The sequence below is a fragment of the Pseudonocardia zijingensis genome, assembly GCF_042657305.1.
GTDB lineage: Bacteria > Actinomycetota > Actinomycetes > Mycobacteriales > Pseudonocardiaceae > Pseudonocardia > Pseudonocardia zijingensis.
Map to the genome: position 1 here is coordinate 22,044 of NZ_JBHSKO010000025.1, position 15,239 is coordinate 37,282.

15 protein-coding genes and 1 pseudogene are annotated in these 15,239 nt (G+C 75.1%); 6 read left to right on the forward strand and 10 right to left on the reverse strand.

The features are described 5' to 3' along the window. Positions 1–3 precede the first annotated feature (3 nt). From ACFPL3_RS33480 to ACFPL3_RS33500, 5 genes are all read left to right on the forward strand, one after another. Positions 4–1,278, forward strand: a complete 1,275-nt coding sequence (locus tag ACFPL3_RS33480) for a CaiB/BaiF CoA transferase family protein (protein ID WP_343941285.1) — start codon at positions 4–6, stop codon at positions 1,276–1,278. A 26-nt stretch (positions 1,279–1,304) separates the two neighbouring features. Beyond that, a complete protein-coding gene (locus ACFPL3_RS33485) occupies positions 1,305–2,252 on the forward strand; it encodes a tripartite tricarboxylate transporter substrate binding protein (protein ID WP_379590136.1) in 948 nt (315 codons plus the stop codon). Then, positions 2,249–2,809, forward strand: a complete 561-nt coding sequence (locus ACFPL3_RS33490; RefSeq protein ID WP_343941287.1) for a tripartite tricarboxylate transporter TctB family protein — start codon at positions 2,249–2,251, stop codon at positions 2,807–2,809. Before ACFPL3_RS33485 ends, ACFPL3_RS33490 begins: the two co-directional genes overlap by 4 nt. Before the next feature lie 7 nt (positions 2,810–2,816). Continuing rightward, the gene (locus ACFPL3_RS33495; protein ID WP_343941289.1) at positions 2,817–4,322 is read left to right on the forward strand and encodes a tripartite tricarboxylate transporter permease; all 1,506 of its coding nucleotides are present in this window, start codon (positions 2,817–2,819) and stop codon (positions 4,320–4,322) included. A gap of 153 nt (positions 4,323–4,475) precedes the next feature. Continuing rightward, the gene (locus tag ACFPL3_RS33500; RefSeq protein ID WP_379590138.1) at positions 4,476–6,326 is read left to right on the forward strand and encodes a hypothetical protein; all 1,851 of its coding nucleotides are present in this window, start codon (positions 4,476–4,478) and stop codon (positions 6,324–6,326) included. Between the two features lie 16 nt (positions 6,327–6,342). On the opposite strand, the gene ACFPL3_RS33505 is transcribed toward ACFPL3_RS33500, so the two are convergent. From ACFPL3_RS33505 to ACFPL3_RS33520, 4 genes are all read right to left on the reverse strand, one after another. After that, entirely contained in the window at positions 6,343–6,993 is a 651-nt protein-coding gene (locus ACFPL3_RS33505; protein WP_343943059.1) for a response regulator transcription factor, read from the reverse strand. Between the two features lie 29 nt (positions 6,994–7,022). Beyond that, on the reverse strand, positions 7,023–8,249 hold the full coding sequence (locus tag ACFPL3_RS33510) for a sensor histidine kinase (protein WP_343942965.1): 1,227 nt from the start codon (positions 8,247–8,249) through the stop codon (positions 7,023–7,025). Between the two features lie 83 nt (positions 8,250–8,332). Continuing rightward, on the reverse strand, positions 8,333–9,151 hold the full coding sequence (locus ACFPL3_RS33515) for an ABC transporter ATP-binding protein (protein WP_343942966.1): 819 nt from the start codon (positions 9,149–9,151) through the stop codon (positions 8,333–8,335). A 13-nt stretch (positions 9,152–9,164) separates the two neighbouring features. Further along, entirely contained in the window at positions 9,165–10,055 is an 891-nt protein-coding gene (locus tag ACFPL3_RS33520) for a dienelactone hydrolase family protein (RefSeq protein ID WP_343942967.1), read from the reverse strand. Between the two features lie 136 nt (positions 10,056–10,191). Between ACFPL3_RS33520 and ACFPL3_RS33525 the strand changes: the two genes are divergently transcribed. Then, positions 10,192–11,508, forward strand: coding sequence for a hypothetical protein (locus ACFPL3_RS33525; protein ID WP_343942968.1), 1,317 nt, complete (start codon positions 10,192–10,194; stop codon positions 11,506–11,508). Between the two features lie 5 nt (positions 11,509–11,513). Here ACFPL3_RS33525 and ACFPL3_RS33530 read toward each other — a convergent pair whose 3' ends face one another. From ACFPL3_RS33530 to ACFPL3_RS33555, 6 genes and pseudogenes are all read right to left on the reverse strand, one after another. Continuing rightward, entirely contained in the window at positions 11,514–12,242 is a 729-nt protein-coding gene (locus ACFPL3_RS33530; protein ID WP_343942969.1) for a DUF899 domain-containing protein, read from the reverse strand. Between the two features lie 19 nt (positions 12,243–12,261). Then, positions 12,262–12,585 (reverse strand): annotated as a pseudogene (locus ACFPL3_RS33535) (ArsR/SmtB family transcription factor); the annotation flags it as partial. Continuing rightward, on the reverse strand, positions 12,575–13,006 hold the full coding sequence (locus ACFPL3_RS33540) for an SRPBCC domain-containing protein (protein ID WP_343942970.1): 432 nt from the start codon (positions 13,004–13,006) through the stop codon (positions 12,575–12,577). The pseudogene ACFPL3_RS33535 and the gene ACFPL3_RS33540, both read right to left, overlap by 11 nt. 73 nt (positions 13,007–13,079) lie before the next feature. Then, positions 13,080–13,367 carry a hypothetical protein gene (locus tag ACFPL3_RS33545; protein WP_343942971.1) on the reverse strand — a complete coding sequence of 96 codons (288 nt, stop codon included), beginning with the start codon at positions 13,365–13,367 and terminating at the stop codon, positions 13,080–13,082. Between the two features lie 21 nt (positions 13,368–13,388). After that, positions 13,389–14,348, reverse strand: coding sequence for an asparaginase domain-containing protein (locus ACFPL3_RS33550; RefSeq protein ID WP_343942972.1), 960 nt, complete (start codon positions 14,346–14,348; stop codon positions 13,389–13,391). A 17-nt stretch (positions 14,349–14,365) separates the two neighbouring features. Continuing rightward, positions 14,366–15,163: an IclR family transcriptional regulator gene (locus tag ACFPL3_RS33555; RefSeq protein WP_343942973.1), complete on the reverse strand. Its 798-nt coding sequence runs from the start codon at positions 15,161–15,163 to the stop codon at positions 14,366–14,368. Positions 15,164–15,239: the final 76 nt, after the last annotated feature.

The window sequence follows — 15,239 nt, forward strand, 5'->3', positions numbered from 1 at the left end:
CGTGTGCTGGGTTCCGAGGACTCGACCGGGGCGGCCCCGCTGGCCGGCATCACCGTGCTGGAGGTCGGCGCGTTCATGGCGGCGCCGTTCGCCACGATGCAGCTCGCCGACCTGGGCGCCACCGTCCTCAAGATCGAGGTTCCCGGAGCCGGTGACCCGGTCCGCACCACCGGCCCGTTCCTCGAGGGGCACAGCTCTCCGTTCGCGCGCCTCAACCGCAACAAGCGCTCGGTGGCCCTCGACCTGAAGTCCGAGGGCGGCCGGGAGGCGCTGCGCCGGCTGGCCGCCGAGGCCGACGTGCTGGTGGAGAACCTGCGGCCCGGGGCGATGCGCAAGCTCGGGCTCGACCACGAGAGCCTGCGCGCGACGGCGCCGCGGCTGGTGTACGCCTCGGCATCGGGCTGGGGCCAGGACGGGCCCCTCGCGCACCTGCCGGGGCTGGACATCATGGCGCAGGCCCGCGGCGGGCTGATGAGCATCACCGGCACCCCCGACGGCGAGCCGACGAAGATCGGCGTGCCGATGTGCGACCTGGTGTGCGCGCTCTACGTGGCGCTCGCGGTCACCGCGGCGCTGCGGGAGCGCGACCGCACCGGGCAGGGCCAGTACATCGACGTCTCGCTGCTCGAGGCCGGGGTCTCGTTCGCGGTGTGGGAGGCGGGCAAGTACTTCGCCACCGGTGAGGTCGGCCGCCCGCTGGGGTCGGCGCACCAGACGAGCGCCCCCTACCAGGCGGTCCGCACCGCCGACGGCCACGTCACCCTCGGCGCCGTCACGCCCAAGACCTGGTCCGGCCTGTGCGACGTGCTCGGTCTCCGCGCGCTCCATGCCGACGAGCGCTACGCCGACGCGTCGCGGCGCCACGCGCACCGGGAGGCCTTGATCGCCGAGATCGAGGACGTCACCCGCGGCTGGACCACCGCCGACCTCGTGCGGGCCCTCGACGAGGCCGGGGTGCCGTGCGCCCCGATCGCCGACTACGGACAGGTGTTCACCGACGAGCACCTCGAACAGCGCGGGTACTTCTGGGACGCCGCCCACCCCGTGCTCGGCCCGGTGCGCCAGCTGGGCTCACCGATGCGCTTCTCCCGCACCCCCGCGGTGCGCTCCGCCGCCGGGCCGCTGCTCGGCGAGGGCACGGCCGAGGCCCTGCGGGCCGTCGGCTACTCGGAGAGCGAGATCCGCGAGCTCGCCGCCCACGGCGCCGTCGGCCTGGCCGACGGGGACGCGGCCCGGCCCGATCCGTCCGACACCCGCGAGAGGGAGGACCCGGCATGAGGAACCGTGCTACATCGAGGACCGTCGTGGCGGCCGCTCTCGCCGGAGCGCTGGCGCTCGCGGGGTGCGGCGGCGGGGGCGGTGGCGGCGGCGAGCAGGGCTGGCGTCCCGACGGCGACGTCACGATGGTCGTGCCGTTCTCCGCGGGCGGCGGCAGCGACCGGGCCGGTCGCGCGCTCGCCGCGGCCATCGAGGCGGCCGACCCGGAGATCAGCGTGTCGGTCGAGAACCGGGAGGGCGGCTCGGGTGCGGTCGGCTACTCCTACTTCCTCGGCCGCGAGGGCGACGCGGAGACCCTGCTCGCCACCGAGACGGCACTGCTCGCGCTGCCCGCGGGCGGCCAGGTGGAGTTCACCTACGAGGACTTCACCCCGATCATGAAGATCGCGGAGGACTACACGCTGCTCGTCGTGCCCGCCGCCGCGCCGTACCAGACCTGCACCGACGTGGTCGACGCCGCGCGCGGGCAGCGGGTCGTGGCCGGTATCAGCGGCCAGGCCGGGCTGGACAACATCGTCCTGAGCCTCACCGAGAACGAGACGGGCGTGCAGTTCGACCGGGTGGCGTTCGAGTCCGGCGGTGAGCTCATCGCCGCGCTGCTGGGCGACCAGATCGACATCGCCTCGCTGAACCCCGGCGAGGTGATCGGTCAGCTCGACTCCGGCGACCTGCGCGCGGTCTGCGCCTTCTCCGAGAAGCGCTACGACTACGGCGCCCTGCAGGAGATCCCGACCGCGGGCGAGCAGGGCATCCCGGTGTCGTTCGCGCAGTTCCGCGGCGTGCTCGCGCCGGGCGGCATCGACGAGGAGCAGCAGAAGTTCTGGATCGACACGATGCAGCGCGCGCTCGAGACCGACGAGTACCGCCGCTACGTCGAGGAGAGCTACCTGCAGCCGGTGACCGCCGCCGGGCCCGAGTTCGTCGAGTACCTCGGCCGCAACAGGACGCTGCTGGAAGAGGCGCTGAAGCCGTGACCGGACCGGCGACCGGCGCACCGGAGGCCACGGGACCCGCCCCGCTGCCGACCGCGGGGCCGGGTGGGCAGGCGATCGCCTTCGGGGTGCTCGCGGCGCTCGGCGCGGCGGTGTTCGGCACCTCGTTCGGGTTCGGCATCCTCCTGGACGGGGGCCGGGTCGGTCCCGGCCTGCTCCCGATGGTGCTGGGCCTGCTGCTCCTGCTGCTCGCCGGTGTCCAGCTGCTGGTGCGGCTGCGGCGCCTGCGTGCGGGCGGGGAGGCGGCGCCCGCGGGCGGCGGCACGGACGTGTTCGGGCGCACCGACGCCCAGCGGGTGCGGCAGCTGTGGCAGGTGGTGATCGCCCTGCCGGTCACCGTGCTGCTGGTGCCGCTGCTCGGGTTCCTGCCCGCGTTCGGCCTGCTCGTGCTGTTCGTGTCCGCGGTCGTGGAGCGGCGCCCACCCCTGGTGGCGCTGCTCGTGGCCGCGATCGCGGTGGCGGCGGGCTACGGCGTGTTCGAGGAGTTCCTCGACGTCCCGCTGCCCACCGGCCTGCTCGGCGACCTCCTCGGGTGGTGACTGAGTGATGCTGGACAACCTGCTGCTCGGGTTCGAGACCGCGCTGTCTCTCGAGAACCTGGCGTGGTGCTTCGTCGGTGTGCTGCTGGGCACCGTCATCGGCGTGCTGCCCGGCCTGGGCTCCACCACCGGCGTGGCGATCCTGCTGCCGCTGACGCTCGGGCTGGAGCCCGTCACCGCGCTGATCATGCTCGCGGGCATCTACTACGGCGCCCAGTACGGCGGCACGATCACCTCGGTGCTGATCTCGACGCCCGGTGAGGCGGCCACGGTCGTCACCACGATCGACGGCTACCAGATGGCGCGGCGCGGACGCGCGGGTGCGGCGCTGTCGATCTCGGCGATCGGCTCCTTCGTGGCCGCGATCGTCTCGCTCGCCCTGCTGATGGCGCTCGCTCCCCCGTTCGCCGAGTTCGCGCTGCGGTTCGGCCCGCCGGAGATGCTCGCCGTGATGGTGCTCGGCCTGGCCACGATCGTCAGCTTCTCCGGCGAGGACCGCGTGCTCGGCGCCACCATGGCCGTGGTCGGGCTCGTGATCGCGATGGTGGGCGTCGACACCGGCAGCGGCGTGTCCCGCTACACGTTCGGCTCGGTCGACCTCCTGTCGGGCATCCCGTTCGTCGAGGTGATGATCGGGTTGTTCGCGGTGGGCGAGGTGCTGCACCAGATCCGGGAGGGCGCCGCCGCCCCGATCCGGGCGCGCTTCCGCGAGCTCATGATCAGCCGGGAGGACCTGAAGCGATCCGCCGGGCCCGTCCTTCGCGGCAGCGGCGTCGGCTTCCTGTTCGGCTGCCTGCCCGGCGCCGGGTCCACGCTGGCCTCGTTCATGGCCTACGGCGTCGAGAAGCGGGTGTCCAAGCACAAGGACGAGTTCGGCAAGGGGGCGATCGAGGGCGTTGCGGCGCCGGAGAGCGCCAACAACGCGGCCGCCCAGGCCAACTTCGTGCCCACGCTCACCCTCGGCGTGCCGGGTGGCGCCACCACCGCCGTGCTGCTCGGCGCGTTCACGATCTACGGCATCCAGCCCGGTCCGCTGCTGTTCGACCAGCAGCCCGAGCTGGTGTGGGGCCTGCTCGCGTCGTTCTTCATCGGCAACGTGATCCTGCTGGTGCTCAACCTGCCCCTCGCGCCGGTGTTCGCCCAGCTGCTGCGCGTGCCCTACGGCTACCTCTACCCGCTGATCCTGTTCACGAGCCTCCTGGGCGCCTACGCGATCTCCAACAACACGTTCAGCCTGTGGGTCGTGCTCGTCTTCGGGATCATCGGCTACGCGCTGAAGCGGCTCGGCTTCCCCACCGCACCACTCGTGCTGGGCCTGGTGCTCGGGCCCCTGTTCGAGAAGGCGCTCGTGCAGACCAGCGCGATCGGCGACGGCGACCTGCTCATCGTGTTCACCCGCCCGCTGTGCCTGGTGGTGCTGGTGCTCGCGGCGGTGCTGCTGGTGGGCCCGGCCGTCGTCGCGCGGATCCGGTCCGCGCGCCCGCCGGCCCGCGACCGGACGCCCGTCGGCTGACGCCACCGGGCGGCGTGCGAAGCTGGGCCCGGCACGTCCGGGCGACGCGACGTGATCCGGCGCACAGGGCACTGGGCGAGCCGCCACCGACCGTCCATCGTCGATCTCCCGGGAAGCGGCGACCAGGACGTGGCCGACGGGGGGAGGACCAGGATGGACGGGACCGGCGCGGGCACCGGGCAGGACACCGCCCCTGGCGAGGTCGCGGACGGGCCGGCGCGCCCGGTCGGCCGCGCCGACGCCACCGGGCCGCTCCCCGTCCAGGCACCGGCCGACCCCACGGGCCCGCTGCCCACCCCGCAGACCGAGTCGTGGTTCGCGCCCGCCGACGAGACCGCCGCCCAGCCGGTGGTCCCGGCTCCCCCACTTGCGGCAGCCGAGCAGACGGCCCCCCAGCCGGTGGCCGACCCCCAGGCCGCCGCGCCGTCCTGGTTCGCCACCGGGCCCCTCCCGGTGGTCCCCCCGTCGCCGGAGGAGGTGGCGGCGGCCGCCGCGGCGGCAGCACCCGCCGATCTCTTCACCCCCGCGGCGCCGCCGGCGCCGGCGCCGGGCGGACTGTTCGAACCCGCGACGCCGTCGCAGGTCCCCGGCCCGCCGCCGGCTCCCGCCGTGCCGCCTCCCACCCTCTTCGCGGCACCCACGCCCGAACCGGCCACCGGCCTGTTCGCCGCCGTGGCGCCCGCCGACGCACCCGCGCAACCCCCCGCGGACGCCACGGGGCCCATCCCGATGCCCGCCGCGGCGCCGCCGCAGGCCGCGCCCCCGCAGAGCGCGCCCCCGCCGGTCATGTCACCGCCGGCCCCGCCCCCGCCGGTCGTCTCACCGCCGGTCGTGTCACCGGCGGTCGATGCAGGGCACGCCCCGGCGCCCGAGGTGCCCGCGCCGCCTGCGCCGCCCGCCGCGCCGCTTCCGGCGTTCGCATCCGACCCGGCCCTCGCCGCAGACCTGGCACGCGACTCGCGGCCACGAACGCCGTCCACCGCGCCGGGCCACCCCACCGGCATCACCACCGTGAAGGCCGGCGCCCCGCGCACGCGGCGGGCCTGGCCGCTCACCGTCGGCGGGGTGCTCGTGGCGGTCGCCGCCGGGATCGCGCTGGTGTTCTCGGTGGCGCGCACCAACCCGGCCGACCTCGCCTCCACCGCCGCGGCCGACGCCGCGCGCTGGCCGGGCGTCCACTACCAGGGCACGGTCGGCGCGAACGACGGCGGTGAGATCCGGGTCGACCTCACCGTCTCCCCGGACGGGGCGGCGGGCACGCTGTCGCGCTACGGCGGGCAGGCCACCGCGGAGGTGATGGCCGACGCCGACGGGGCGCTCATCCGGGGCAACCGGGAGTGGTGGCTCTACCACCACCCGACCCGGGCCGACGACCTCGCGGGCGTCTGGGTGGCCGAGCCGGCCACCGAGACGGGGGAGATCGATCGCGCCCTGGGCATGACCGGGGAAGCGCTCGCCGCGTTCGTGCGCGGGGAGGAGCCCGGGCAGTGGCAGGCGCTGGAGCAGCAACTCGTGGAGGGCCGGTCCGGGATCGTGCTGTCCGACGGCACCCGGCGGGTCGTCGTCGGGGGTGACGAGGCGCACCCGCTGATCGCCCTCGACCTCGTCGCGGGGTCGAGCACTCCCCCGGTGCCCGTCACGAGCGCCACCGAGGAGCAGCTCGCCGCCGTCACCGGGGCGGCCGCCCGGGTGCGCCAGGAGGCCGCGCCGAAGACGCTGGACCAGATCCTGCAGGAGCGCCCGAACGTCGGGATCCAGCTGCAGCCCGACGCGCCGTGCACGGCCGAGACGTGCAACGTGACGATCACCGTCACCAACTCCGGCACGGCCCCGGCGAGGGGGCGGCTGGAGGTCACCGCCGACGGCAACGTCGTGGCCACCCACCCGCTCGACGTCCCACCCGGCCAGGTGGCCACGTTCAACGCCAGCGCGCCGAACCCCCAGTTCTCCCAGCCGGGGGCGAACGGCCGGATCCTCTGGGAGACGCGGGCCGTCGACGACTGACCGGCCGCGCGGGCCGTCAGCGGACGAGGCCCGCGCGGAACGCCAGCACCACGAGCTGCACCCGGTCGCGGGACTGCGTCTTCGCCAGCAGGTGGCCGATGTGGGTCTTGACGGTCGCCTCGGACACCACGAGGTCGGCGGCGATCTCGGCGTTCGACCGGCCCTCCCCCACCAGGCAGAGCACCTCCCGCTCGCGCGGGGTGAGTTCCTCGAGCACGGCGGCCTCGGCGGGCTCGGACCGCGGCAGCGCACCGTCCAGCAACGGCGCGGTGGCGCGCAGCAGCCGCCGCGTCGACACCGGGTCGATCATCGCGTCGCCGCGGTGCACCGTGCGGACGGCCTCGATCAGGTCGCCGGGCCCCACGCCCTTGAGCAGGAACCCGCTCGCCCCCGCGCCGATCGCCGCGGTGACCGACTCGTCGAGGTCGAACGTGGTCAGCACGATCACCCGCAGTTCCGGGTGCCTCTCGACGGCCCGGCGGGTGGCCTCGATGCCGTCCAGCCGGGGCATCCGCACGTCCATCAGCACGACGTCGACGCCGGTGGTCTCCAGCGTCGCGAGCGCCTCCTCGCCGTCGCCGGCCTGTGCGACGACGGCGAGGTCGTCGCAGGAGTCCAGCACCATCGCCAATCCGGCCCGCACGAGCTCCTGGTCGTCGACGAGCATCAACCGGACGGGGTTGTTCACCGTTCTCCTCAGGGGCGGGGCTCGGGGGCGATGGGCAGGCGCAGCCGCACGGCCCACCCGCCGTCGGGGTGCGGCCCGATGTCGACGGAGCCGCCGTGCAGGGCGGCCCGCTCGCGCATGCCGACCACGCCGTGCCCGCCGCGCGGCGGGGTGGGCGGCGTGCCCCGCGCGCCCTCGTCGCGCACGGAGACGGTGAGTTCGTCGGCGGTCCAGGCGAGCGTGACGTGGGTCGGGGTGTCGCGCCCGGCGTGCTTGATGACGTTGGTCAGGGCCTCCTGCACCACCCGGTAGGCGGTCAGGCCCGCCCCGGCGCCCAGCGCGCGCGGGGTGCCGGTCACCGCGACGTCGACGGGGAGCCCGCCGGCGCGGACCTGTTCGACCAGGGCCGGGATGTGCTCGGTGCCGGGCTGGGGGCGGTCGGTGCCGTCGCCGTCGAGCGGGCCGGTGTCGCGCAGCACCGAGAGCAGGCCGCGGATGTCGCCGAGCGCCTCGCGCCCGGCGGTGCCGATCCCGGCGAGCACCTCCACGGCCTTCTGCGGGTCGCGCCGCGCGGCGTACTGCCCGCCGTCGGCCTGGGCGATGATCCCGGACAGCGCGTGCGCGATGATGTCGTGCACCTCGCGGGAGATGCGCGACCGCTCGGCGAGCAGCTCGATCCGGACCTCCTGGCGGCGTCCCTCCTCGAGCAGCCGCGCGCGTTCGTGGAGCTGCTCGCCGTAGCGGCGCTGGGCGCGGCGCATCGCGCCGAACAGCAGCACGCACAGCAGCACCAGCAGCAGGAATCCCGCCAGGACGAGCGGCGCGAACCAGCCGAGCTCCGGATCGGGACCGAGCAGCCCCAACGCGAGCAGCGGGCCGAACATCCCGACCGCCAGCACCGCGGCGGTGAGCCGGCCCGCCCAGGGCGGTCCGTAGGCCACCGCCGAGTACCCCATGACCAGGGAGGGCAGGACGTACGCCGCGAGCGTGCCGGAGAGGGTGAACGTGCCGGCCGCGGCGACGACGGCGGTGACCGCCGCCGCCGGCACCGGGTAGCGCCGCCGCACCACGACCGGTGCCGTGGCCACCACCGCGACGACGATCGCGAGCCCCCGCGCGTCGCGCGGGACCTTGCCCTCCATCGTCCAGTTCAGGGCGATGAGGAACAGCACGACGGCCAGCGCGCCGTCGACGATCACCGGGTTGCGCCGGGCGAAGGCGACGAACCGCTCCACCTGCCGATCGAACGTGGTCATGCCCCGAGCCTCCCGCCGCGGGGCATCCTCCCGCGTCGGAGCACGGGGCGATCTCCGGGTCCACCCACGGGCTGAGCCGCGGCTCAGGCGCCTGCCACCCGCAACGGGTGCCCCGGGCGGCGCCGGGCCCGGGCGCTCCAGCGCCCGTCGCGGCGCTCGACGTCGATGGGGTGGGCGAAGGCGGCGCTGACGTTCGCGCTGGTGACCACGTCGTTCACCGCGCCGGAGGCGACCACCCGCCCGTCGGCGAGCAGGAGCGCGTGGCTGGTGGTGGTCGGCAGTTCCTCGAGGTGGTGGGTGACCAGGACGGACGCCGTGCCCGGGTGGGTGGAGTCCAGGCCGTCGATCGCCTCGAGCAGCTGCTCGCGGGCGGCGACGTCCAGCCCGGTGGACGGCTCGTCGAGCAGCAGCAGGCGGGGCCCGGGCAGCAGGGCCCTGGCGATGAGCACGCGCCCGCGCTCGCCCTGCGACAGGGTGGGCCAGCGGTCCTCGGCCTTCCCGGCGAGCCCGAACTCGCCCAGCAGGTCGTGCGCCCTGGCCAGCTGGGCGATGTCCGGCGTCCACCGCGGGGGCACCTCGATGCTGCCGGTCAGCCCGGTGAGCACGACCTCGAGCACGGTGAGCGGGGAGCGCAGCGGGTGGCGCGGGTTGACGTGCCCGATGCTGCGCCGCAGCGCCTGCAGCTCCACACGGCCCAGCTGCCCACCGAGGACGCGGACCACGCCGCTGGTCGGGTGGGTGACCGCGCCGCAGAACCCGAGCACGGTGCTCTTGCCCGCGCCGTTGGGTCCGAGCAGGGCCCAGTGCTCGCCCTCCCCGACGGTGACCGACACACCGTGCAGGATCTGCGTACCGGCACGCCGGTAGGTCACGTCCGCCAGTTCGAGGACGGGCGTCCTCATACGAGTGCCTCCTTCATTCCAGGTAGCGGTCGAACCAGTCGAGCATCTCGGTGTAGGCCTGGCTGGCAGCGGCGTCGTCGTATCGGGGGCCGGTGTCGTTGAAGAACGCGTCCTGCGCGCCCTCGAACGTACGGGTCCAGTGGGTGGCGCCCGCCGCCTCCAGCGCGGCCTCGGCGCGGTCCTGGCCCTCGTTCACGCCCGCGTTGTCCCCCGCGTACACGGCGAGCACGGCGGCGGTGACGCCGGCGAAGTCCGGCCGCTCGGGCACCGGCCCGTAGAACGGCACCGCGGCGCGCAGCCGCGGCTCCCCCGCCTCCAGCAGCTGCCAGGTCATGCCGCCGCCGAACTGGAAGCCGACCACGCCGAGCCCGGCCCCGGGGGCGCGACGCCCGAGCTCGTCGATCCCGGCGCGCAGGTCGGCGAGCAGCACCTCCACGGGCGTGTCCGCCAGCGCGGGGGGCGCCTGCGCGTCGTCGGCGATCGCCGACGTGCCACCCCGGGCCGACAGCAGGTCGACGCACAGCGCGGCGTACCCGGCACCCGCGAGCCTGCCGACGAGGTCGTGGAAGTGCCTGGTCAGACCCTCGTTCTCGTGGACGACCAGCACCGCCCCGCCCGGACGGCCCGCGGGCGCCGCCCACGAACCGATCAGCTCTCCGGCCGGACCGGGGAACCGGATCTCCTGCCCGGGGCCGACGGTCGGCGCCCGCCCGGGCGGCTCGGCACCCGGCGCGGGGGCGGCCCGCGTGGGCGGGCTCTCCACGGCGCAGGCCGCCAGCAAACCACCCGCCGAGGTGACCCCGAGCCCCAGCAGGGCGAGCCGCCGGAGCGCCTCCCTGCGGGAGAGGCCACCGTCGGCGTGGTCCTCGGCGGCCTCGCCGACCTGGTAGTCGTGCAAGGCCATGCAGCCAGCGTAGGCCGGGCCCGCACCGGCCCACGTCCCGGGACGCACTCACCCTTCCGGTCCACAGCGGTCCCGGCGTCGCCCCCTTAGACTCCGACGTCGGCCGCGCACGCCCCGCGCAGCCCGGGGAGGACTGATGTCCGAACGGGACTCGCAGGTCACGGAGCGGGAGGTGGCCGGGCCCGAGGCCCGGGCGACTCTGCGCGCCACCGCGCGTGCCCTCGTCTCGCTCCACGACCGCACCCCGGACCGGCTCGGCGCCCGGCTGTTCCGCCCGCGGCTGGCGGCGCTGTACGTCGACATGCGCGAGCAGCTGCGCCAGTACGCGCCGCGCTCCGACGACGACCTGCCAGGCGCGGAACGCCACCAGCGGCTCCTCACGGTGCTCGGCCCGCTCGACCGCTCCCTCGTCGCGGCGCTCGACCGGTGGAGCGCGATGCTCGCCACCGGGTCGGCGGACGTCCGGCACTACGTCGCGCCTGCGTGCGAGGCCCGCGACGCCGTCGAGGCGGTGTTGTCACGGCTGGACCGGGCCCGCGTGCTCGGCGAGCCCGACCGGCCGCTCTTCCCGGCCAGGAGCCCGGAACAGGTCCGGGTCGGCCTCGCCGTGCGGATGGTGGCGGTCGAGTTGGGGCGGGAGGCAGGCGAGGTCCTGTTCGGGCAGGTGGCACCACCCGGCGACCCGCTGGCCGGGGTACGGCAGCGGCTCGCGGACGTGCGCGAGGACCAGAAGTGGCTGCGGGCCGAACGTGACGCCCGCATGGGCGGGCCGCTGCTCACCCGCCGGGCCCTGCGCCCCCGGCACCTGGAGGCGCTCGACGGGCCGACCGTCGCGGCCCTCACCGTCGCCACCGCCGCCTTCGACGCCGCCGCGGCCCCGCCGGACCTCGTCGCGCTCGACGCGGCCACCGACCGGCTCCTCGACGTCGCGGGGCGGGCCCGCACCGTGGCCGCCGGGCTGCGGGAGTGGGACCAGCACGAGGTGCGCCAGCTCGTCGACCTGCTCCTGGCGATCGCCGCCGAGCAGCTGGAGAGGTGGTCGGGCCCGCTCGCCGCGGAGGCCGCGGCGCTGCGGGCCACGATCCCCGCGCTGCCGCTCCCGGCAGCCGGCCAGAGCGTGGAGGACTTCTGGTGGGCCGGCCGGTCGGCGGCACTGGCGGAGCTGCCGCCGCCGATCCGCACCCAGCTCGACGCGGCGCTGGACCTGCACCTCGGCCTCGCGCTGCGCCGCCTGACCGAGCTGGTTCGGCCGGGCGCCGCGAACGACACCGTCGACCTCGCCGCGGTCGAGGAACAGGCCTGGACGGTGCTGCGGATCCTGCGCGCCTACAAGGCGACGGCGGCACGGCTCCCGGTGACCCGCGCCGACACCAGGTGCCTCCTGCACACCAGGCTCGACGGGGTGGCGCTGGCGGTCCTGCGACTGCTGCCACCGCCCCCCGCCGGCCGCTGACCCGATCAGCCGGGCAGCAGCCCCGCCTCGGCGGCCCGGCGCACCTGCTCCTCACCCGCGGGCCGCGCGCTCACGTCGTACTCGTCGTGCCAGTTCCACCACGTGTACGGCGGGGTCTGCGGGTAGCCCTCCGGGGAGTCCTCCCACTCCTCCTGCCGGCCGAGCGCGGTGATGTCGAGGTAGGACCACGGAGTGCCCAGGGCCTCGTCGCCGCGGTTGTTGACGAAGTAGGTGCGGAAGACCCGGTTGCCGTCGCGGATGAACGCGTTGGTGCCGTGCCACTGGTCGACGCCGAAGTCGGCGTCGAACCCGTCGAGCATCGTGTACCAGGGCATCGTCCAGCCCATCCGGGCCTTCACGCGCGCGATGTCGGGCTGCGGCGCGCGCGACACGTAGGCGAGCGTGGTGTCGCGGGCGTTCAGGTGGGCGAGGTGGCTCACCTGGTCGGCCATCATCGAGCACCCCACGCACGGGTGGTCGGGCCACCCGTGCACGCCGGGGTCGAAGAACGCCCGGTAGACGACCAGCTGGCGGCGCCCCTCGAACAGGTCGAGGAGGCTCACCCGGCCCTGGGGGCCGTCGAACTCGTACGCCTCCTCCACCGCGAGCCACGGCATCCGCCGCCGTTGGGCGGCCAGCGCGTCACGGGCCCGCGTCAGTTCCTTCTCCTTCACGAGCAGCCGCTGGTGCGCGGCGTGCCACTCGTCCTTCGAGACCACGTCCGGTGTCTTCACGTCGGTTACCGCCTTCACGTTCGAGGTGTTCCTGCAGTGCGTCGAGGGACCCGTCCCAGTCGCGGGCGAGCGCGGCGAGGAACTGCTGCGCCACCTGCATGGGGGCGGAGCGCAGCCGGTACCGCACGCGGCGCCGCTCCCCCGGTTGTGCGATCACCAGGCCCGCGTCCGAGAGCAGGGCCAGGTGTTTGGCGATCGCCTGCCGGGTGATCGGCAGGCGGTCGGCGAGGTCGGTCGCGGTGGCCGGTCCGTGGGACGCGAGCGTCGCCAGGATGGCGCGCCTGCTGGGGTCGGCCAGAGCGATGAAGACCTGTTCTGCGACGGCCTCGACGTCAGGCGGCATCGAGGTAGTCAACCAGCTCGCCCAGTTCACGGGCCCAGCCGTCGGTGTTGCCGCCGAACGCGGCTGCGTGCGCGTCGTCCGGGAGCTGCGCGAAGCCGCTCTCGACCACGGTGAGCCGCGTGCCTGCGCCCGCCGGTTCGAGGGTGAACTCGACGTAGGTGCGGCGCGGGTCGTCCTCGGGCAGGCCGTAGATGTGCCAGCTGAACCCGAAGACGGCCGGCTCCTCGACCCGCTCGACGCGCAGGTTCGCCGAGTCGCCGCTGTCCCACGTGAGCTGCGCCGCCCCGCCGGGGCGCAGGTCGATGGTGGCCTTGTTGCCGAACCAGGTACCCAGGCCCTCGGCGGTGGTGAGGGCGTCCCACACCTTCTGCGGCGGGTGCCGGAGCTCGACGGTGCGCTCGATGCGGTCGGGGAAAGCCATGTCGTCCTCCTGAGTAGCAACTCATCGGTTGCTACTCAAGGTATAGCAGTCGACGGGTTGCGTCAACGGGTTCTCACCAGGCCGACGACGGCGCCTGCCAGCGCTTGCGGCGACCGAACCGGCCGCGCCACGAGACCTCCACGGCCGTGACCGTGTCCGAGCGGAAGATGCGGATGTAGGTCTGCTCCCCGGCACCGAGCACGGACGGGTTGATCGTCACGCCCTCCCGCCACGGCCGACCGTCGACACGACCGCGGAACTCCACCGCGACCGCCTTCGCGGGCCGGGCGGAGGTATTGGTGAGCAGCCACCCGTCCTCGTCGTCCGAGCGCTGCAGGTCCCAGCTCTGGTCGTCCGCCATCGCCCCACGGTGCCCGACGCGTCAAGCGTGGGCCGGGAACATCTCCTCGGCCGGGATCCCGGCGGACAGGCCGAACACGAGCCGCAGCCGCGCCTTCGGGGCGGTCAGCCTGGCCGCGAAGTGCAGGCCCGCCTTCCGCAGCTCGATCTCCGAACCCGCGCCGCCGTAGGTGCGCGCCAGCAGGGCGCCGTCCGGGCAACGGCTCGTGACCACCACCGGGCGGCCCGACTCCGCCACCCGGATCAGCGCCTCCCCGAGCGCGGGCGAGACGTGCCCGCCGCCGAGCGCGGCCACGACCAGGCCGTCGCAGCCGGCCGCGGCCGCCTCGGCCCACGACCCGTCGACGTCGGTGGCGGTGGGCACGATCGCGACGCGCCGGTCGGGCGGCGCGGTGCTCGGCAGCAGGTCCGGCGTGGGCGGCGGGCCGAGCAGGAGCTCGAGCCGGTCCTCCACCACGGACCCCACGGGACCCGCCGCGGGCGACGCGAACGCCGCGATGCGAGTGCCGTGCACCTTCGTGACCAGCCGGGCGACGTGCACCTCGTCGGAGAACACCACCACCGGCCCGTAGGCCGCCAGCGCCGGATCCGCGGCGGCCACGACGGCGGCCCGCACGTTGGCCGGGCCGTCCGGGCCGGCGAGGTGGGCCGCGCGCATCGCACCGGTGACGACCACGGGCACCGTGGTGGGCACCAGCAGGCCCAGCGCGTACGCGGTCTCCTCGAGCGTGTCGGTGCCGTGCGTGACGACCACCCCGTCGCAGCCCGCGGCGATCTCGGACCGCACGGCCTGCGCGAGCGTCCAGAGGTCGTCGAGGGTCATGGCCCGCGAGGAGCGGCGCAGCACGTCCCGCGGCCGGACCGCGATGCCTGCGGGCGCGGCGCCGTCGGAGGGCGCCAGATCGTCGGCCCCGCGGTGCCCCCGCGCCCCCGACTCGGTGGCCACGGCCGCGATGGTGCCGCCGGTGGCGACGAGGCTCACCGATCTGCTCGACCGCATCAGGCGGGGCTCTCCGACAACTCGCGCCGGGCCGAGCCGAGCTCGGCGGACAGGGCCTCCGCGGCGCGCAGCACCGCACGGGTGGCCCGCGCCCGCACGGCGGCGTCGGCTACCCGCGGGCCGGGGGCGGTGATCGTGACGCTGGAGGTGACCTGGTCCTCGCTGTCGCGGATCGGGGCCGACACCGCCCACACGTCGGGGTCCAGCTCGTTCTCGCACACGGCGTAGCCCTGCGCGCGGATCTCCCGGAACATCTCCATGACGTCCTCGACGTCGCGCGGGGTGCCCTCGGTGTAGCCGGTGAGCGGCGCGGTGCCGCTGAGCAGCGTGCGCGCCACCTCCTCGTCCATGTGCGCGAGGATCGCCCGGCTGGAGGCGGCGGCGTGCAACGGCATCTCCTGGCCGATGCGCACGAACAGCCGCAGCGCGTGCTCCGCCTCGACGATCGAGACGCAGACGGGGACGTCACCGACGAGCTCGGTGAGGAACGCCGTCTCCCCCGTGGCCGCGGCCGCCTCGACCAGCGCGGGCGGGGGCTGGATGAGCCGGGCGCTCGGGGAGCCGGTACCGCCGCCGAGGGCGCGCGCCGCCCTGCCGAGGAAGTAGCGCTTGGTGACCGGCGAGCGGCGCAGGTAGTCGCTCTGGCTGAGCGTGGTGAGGATCCGGTGCAGGCTGCCCAGCGGGATCCGGAGCTCGTCGTGCAGCTCCTGGAGGGTGCGGCCACCCCGCGCCGAGGCCACCGCGTTGAGCACTTCGACGGCGCGGACGACCACTTCGACCGGCTTGGCCACGCCCATCGACCAGCTCCTCCCCTGCACCCCCGTGGACCCGTACGTGCCCACTGTAAACACGCGGTTTCCCCGCGCCGGTCCG